Here is a 4,043-nt window from a genome sequence, read left to right as displayed (position 1 = left end):
TCGCCCGAACAGGCCGATGCCTGGCATGCGGCGGGGCTGGCGCATGGCGGCACCGCGATCGAGGATCCGCCGGGTTATCGCCATCCGCCGATCGGCAAGGTCTATCTGGCCTATCTGCGCGATCCTAGCGGCAACAAGCTGTGCGCCCGGCATCTGGTCGCGGCGGGTTGACGGTCCATCGGGGAGGGGCGGCATGTACACGCATATCATGGTGGGCTCGAACGATCTGGCCCGGTCGAAGCGCTTCTATGACGCGCTGTTCGGCGCGATCGGTGGGAAGCCGGGCATGGAGGACGGGCGGGGGCGCGTCTTCTATCGGCATTCGGGTGCGGTCTTCATCGTGACCCGGCCGATCGACGGCGAACCGGCGACGCATGCCAATGGCGGCACGATCGGCTTTCGCGCGGTCGATCCGGCACAGGTCGATGCGTGGTACGCGGCCGGGCTGGCAGAGGGCGGCAGCGCGACGGAGGAGCCGGTCGGCCCGCGCAAGACCGGGCTGGGGCCGGCCTATACCGGTTATCTGCGCGATCCCGACGGCAACAAGCTGTGCATGGCCTGTCCGATGCCGGCGGCATGAGCGGGGAGGCGCCTTTCGTCCTGACGCTGCAATGCCAGGACCGGACGGGCATCGTCGCGGCGGTGGCCGGGGCGCTGGCGGGGATCGACGGCTTCATCCTCGACAGCCAGCAATATGCCGATCTGGAGACGGGGCGCTTCTTCATGCGCGTCGTGTTCGGGCGCGGCGGGGCGGGGTTTCCGGCGGCGCGCGAGCCGATCGCCGCCGCGCTGACGCCGGTGGCCGAGCGGTTCGGCTTCGACTGGGGGCTGGCGAGCCCCGGCGACCGGCCGCGTGTGCTGGTGGCGGTGTCCAAGGGCTCGCATTGCCTGAACGATCTGCTGCACCGCTGGCGCACCAATACGCTGCCGGTCGAGATCGTCGGTGTGCTGTCCAACCATGATGCGCTGCGGCCGCTGGTCGAGTGGCATGGATTGCCCTGGCATCACCTGCCGGTGGGGGCGGACAATCGCGACGCGCAGGAAGGGGCGATCATCGACCTGATGGGCGCGTCGGGGGCGGATTATCTGGTGCTGGCGCGCTACATGCAGGTGCTGGGGCCGCGGCTGGTGGCGGCGCTGGCGGGGCGCTGCATCAACATCCATCACAGCTTCCTGCCCGGCTTCAAGGGCGCGCAACCGTATCACCGCGCCCATGCCCGCGGGGTGAAGCTGATCGGGGCGACTGCGCATTTCGTGACCGCCGATCTGGACGAAGGGCCGATCATCGAACAGGCGGTGGAGCGCGTCGACCACCGCGCGGGCGTGGACGACCTGATCCGCATCGGCCGCGATATCGAGGCGCAGGTGCTGGCGCGCGCGGTCGCCTGGGTGGGCGAGCGGCGCGTCTTTCTGAACGGCAACCGGACGGTGGTATTCCGATGACGATGGAAACGATATCGACCAACACGGCTTTCGGCGGCACGCAGGGCGTGTACCGGCATGACAGCCATGCGACGGGAACGCCGATGACCTTTTCGGTCTACGTGCCCCCGCACGAGGCGGGGGAGCGGTTGCCGGTGCTCTGGTATCTCTCCGGGCTGACCTGCACGCATGCCAACGTCACCGACAAGGGCGAGTATCGCGGACCTTGCGCGGAGCACAAGGTGATCTTCGTGGCACCCGATACCAGCCCGCGGGGTGAGGGCGTCGCCAATGACGACGCCTATGACATGGGGCAGGGGGCCGGCTTCTATGTCGATGCGACGGAGGAACCCTGGGCGCCGCATTTCCGCATGCGTTCCTATATCGAGGACGAGCTGCCCGCGCTGATCGCGGCGGAGTTTCCGATGGCGGATCTGGCGCGGCAGGGCATCACCGGTCATTCGATGGGGGGACATGGTGCGCTGACCCTGGCCTTGCGCAATCCGGATCGCTTCCGTTCGGTCAGCGCCTTCGCCCCGATCGTCGCGCCGTCGCAGGTGCCGTGGGGCGAGAAGGCGCTGGGCGGCTATCTGGGCAGCGACCGATCGGTGTGGCGCCAGCATGACGCGGTGGCGCTGATCGAGGATGGCGCGCGCCTGCCGGAGATATTGGTCGATCAGGGCGATGCGGACCAGTTTTTGGCCGAACAGCTCCAGCCCGACCGGCTGCGCGATGCCTGCGCGGCGGCGGGGATCGACCTGAGCTTGCGGATGCAGCCGGGCTACGACCACAGCTATTACTTCATCTCGACCTTCATGGCCGACCATGTCGCCTGGGCGGCGGCGCGGCTTTACGCAAAGGACCCCCAATGACCGTCGCACCCGGCGACCCCGAGGATGGCGACCTCGTCGCCCCCGACGGCAAGCTTCCCGTCCCGCCCCACGTCGCCGACGCAATCCGCACGCTGATCGAATGGGCGGGCGACGACCCCACGCGCGAAGGCTTGGTCGATACGCCGAAGCGCGTGGCGCGGGCGTGGCGGGAATATTGCGCGGGCTATGCCGACGATCCCGCCATCCACCTGTCGCGCGTGTTCGAGGAAGTGGGCGGCTATGACGAGATCGTGCTGCTGAAGGACATCCCCTTCCAGTCGCATTGCGAGCATCACATGGCGCCGATCATCGGCGTCGCGCACATCGCCTATCTGCCGCGCAACCATGTCGTCGGCATTTCCAAGCTGGCGCGGGTGCTGCACGGCTTTGCCCGGCGGTTGCAGGTGCAGGAGCGGCTGACCGCGGAGGTGGCGGACTGCATTTGGGATAACCTCAAGCCGCTGGGCGTCGCGGTCGTCATCGAGGCGACGCATGCCTGCATGACGGCGCGCGGCGTGCGCACGCCGGGCGTCGCAATGGTGACCAGCCGGATGATGGGCGTGTTCCGGGACGACGATCGCAGCCGCAAGGAGGTGCTGGCACTGATGGGGCGGCCTGCATGATCCGCACGGTGCTGGTGACCGGCGCGGCGAAGCGGCTGGGGGTGGTGATCGCCCGGCGGCTGGCGGCGGACGGTCACCGGCTGGTGTTGCACTACAACGGATCGGGCGACACGGCGGCCGCGCTGGCGCAGGAGCTGGGCGCGACGACAGTGCAGGGGGATCTCAGCGACCTTGCTGGGATCGACGGCATGTTTCTGCGCGCGCGAACCGAGGCGGGGCGGCCGATCGACGGCTTGGTGAACAGCGCGTCCGCCTTTGAATTCGACCGGCCGCCGGTGATCGACCCGGCATTGATGACGCGGCTGACCGCGATCGGCTGCGGTGCGCCCGCCATGCTGGCGGCGGCGCTGGCGCGGCAGGACGATGTGGCGGACGGTGCGGTCGTGAACCTGCTCGACCAGAAGGTCGCGAACCTCAATCCGGATTTCTTTTCCTATAGCTGCGGCAAGATCGCGCTGGAGGGGGCCACGGCGATGCTGGCCCAGGCACTGACCCCGCGTGTCGCGGTCAATGCGGTCTCGCCGGGCCTGACGCTGCCGAGCGGCGACCAGAGCGAGAACGAGTTTATCGCTGCGGCGTCGAAGAACCTGTTGCGCCGTCCGGTCGGTGCCGATGCGGTGGCGGCCGCGGTCGCTTTCCTGATGACCGCAAGGGGGCTCAGCGGCCAGAACCTGTTCGTCGATTGCGGGCAACGGTTCCTGCCGCGCGACGGTGACGTGATGTTCGAGGGGCGCAGGTGAGCGCGACCTACACGATCATCGTCGAAAATCTGGCGGTGACGATGCGGCTGGGCATCCACCCGCATGAAGCGACGCCGCAACCCGTGCGCATCTCGGTGTGGATGGACCTGGCTTATGACGACGCCCCGACCGCGGACCGGATCGAGGCGGTGCTCGACTATGACTTTGTCCGCGAGGGTGTGAAGGCGCTGGCGGATGGCCCCGGCTTTGCATTGCAGGAAACGCTTTGCGACGCAGTGGCTGCGCTCTGCCTGCACGATCACCGCGTCGTTCAGGTGCGGGTCCGGTCGATGAAGACCGACATCTATCCCGACGCGCAGGTTGGGTGTGAGGTGGTGAGGAGGCGTGTGTGACGGGTGTTTGACGGAAAAAGTGCAGAAATGTGA

At 68.0% G+C, this 4,043-nt stretch carries 6 protein-coding genes and 1 pseudogene; all 7 read left to right on the top strand.

Annotated elements, in window-relative coordinates; genetic code table 11:
* A pseudogene (locus Q0U08_RS18380) lies at positions 1-171 on the top strand (VOC family protein); the annotation flags it as partial.
* A 22-nt stretch (positions 172-193) separates the two neighbouring features.
* Complete coding sequence (locus Q0U08_RS18375) at positions 194-580, top strand: VOC family protein (protein ID WP_298093129.1); 387 nt, start codon at positions 194-196, stop codon at positions 578-580.
* Positions 577-1,443: a formyltetrahydrofolate deformylase gene (gene purU, locus Q0U08_RS18370; protein WP_298093131.1), complete on the top strand. Its 867-nt coding sequence runs from the start codon at positions 577-579 to the stop codon at positions 1,441-1,443. The genes Q0U08_RS18375 and purU overlap by 4 nt, the downstream gene beginning before the upstream one ends.
* Positions 1,440-2,294, top strand: a complete 855-nt coding sequence (gene fghA / locus Q0U08_RS18365) for an S-formylglutathione hydrolase (RefSeq protein ID WP_298093128.1) — start codon at positions 1,440-1,442, stop codon at positions 2,292-2,294. Before purU ends, fghA begins: the two co-directional genes overlap by 4 nt.
* Positions 2,291-2,917, top strand: a complete 627-nt coding sequence (gene folE, locus Q0U08_RS18360) for a GTP cyclohydrolase I FolE (RefSeq protein WP_298093126.1) — start codon at positions 2,291-2,293, stop codon at positions 2,915-2,917. Before fghA ends, folE begins: the two co-directional genes overlap by 4 nt.
* Complete coding sequence (locus Q0U08_RS18355; protein ID WP_298093125.1) at positions 2,914-3,657, top strand: SDR family oxidoreductase; 744 nt, start codon at positions 2,914-2,916, stop codon at positions 3,655-3,657. The genes folE and Q0U08_RS18355 overlap by 4 nt, the downstream gene beginning before the upstream one ends.
* Complete coding sequence (locus tag Q0U08_RS18350; protein ID WP_298093123.1) at positions 3,654-4,010, top strand: dihydroneopterin aldolase; 357 nt, start codon at positions 3,654-3,656, stop codon at positions 4,008-4,010. Before Q0U08_RS18355 ends, Q0U08_RS18350 begins: the two co-directional genes overlap by 4 nt.
* Positions 4,011-4,043: the final 33 nt, after the last annotated feature.

Origin of the sequence: uncultured Sphingomonas sp. (genome assembly GCF_946477935.1) — a bacterium.
Taxonomy (GTDB): Bacteria; Pseudomonadota; Alphaproteobacteria; order Sphingomonadales; family Sphingomonadaceae; genus Sphingomonas.
The sequence above is the reverse complement of the archived record's forward strand: the minus strand, read 5'-3'. Positions and strand labels throughout refer to the sequence as shown.